The following is a 321-nucleotide window of genomic DNA, read 5'->3' on the forward strand; positions in this document are numbered from 1 at the left end:
GTCGTTTCACGGTCCTGTTCGGGATGGGAAGGGGTGGTACCGACTTGCTATGGTCATCAGGCATAACTTGTTGATCTTGTGAAGCCACGTTGTTCTGTGGTTTTCAGAAGATCCAATTGGGAAGAAGCGTCGTAGGGTGGGGTTAAGCCACCAAGGCAAGCAAACATCGTTCACTTGTCCATCAATAATCGATTTGCCCAGCGATTGACCATCGCTGCAGCGTGCCTGCATGTTGAGTGCAGGACTTAGGCGGTTGTGATTTGTACCAAACTTCGCAGTATCTTCCGATACCGGTACATAAGGCAAACACACAAACAATAC

The 321-nt window shown here is 48.9% G+C and carries 1 rRNA gene; it reads right to left on the minus strand.

The features are described from left to right. Positions 1-61 (minus strand): 5S ribosomal RNA (gene rrf, locus ACO0K8_RS22330); the annotation flags it as partial. Between the last annotated feature and the right edge of the window lie 260 nt (positions 62-321).

The organism is Undibacterium sp. Ren11W (assembly GCF_049340485.1).
In the GTDB taxonomy this organism is placed as follows: Bacteria; Pseudomonadota; Gammaproteobacteria; order Burkholderiales; family Burkholderiaceae_D; genus Undibacterium.